The following is a 252-nucleotide window of genomic DNA, read 5'->3' as shown; positions in this document are numbered from 1 at the left end:
AAGCCTTCGTGGTAACGCTTGTCATGGCGTGGTCTCCAGCCCGGCGCGTCAACGCCGGGTGATTCGAGGTTGATCACCCCGGAGACTACGCCACTTTCAATTCCAACCGCTTTTCGGACGGCACCCGGTCGGACAATGGCGCCCCCTTTGCGTCGACAGGCGCCGGCGGACTGTCAAGGCTGTCGGTGAAGCTGATCAAGGCCGGCGTCACGCCGGAACGCATTGCTCCGGGCAAGCCGCAGCAGAACGGCC

General features: G+C 64.3%; 1 pseudogene. It reads left to right on the top strand.

The features are described 5' to 3' along the window. Window positions 1-122 precede the first annotated feature (122 nt). Window positions 123-252 (top strand): annotated as a pseudogene (locus ACZYOF_RS44895) (IS481-like element ISHne2 family transposase); the annotation flags it as partial.

It is taken from the genome of Bradyrhizobium sp. LeoA1Lang, from assembly GCF_055413685.1.
The sequence above is the reverse complement of the archived record's forward strand: the minus strand, read 5'-3'. Positions and strand labels throughout refer to the sequence as shown.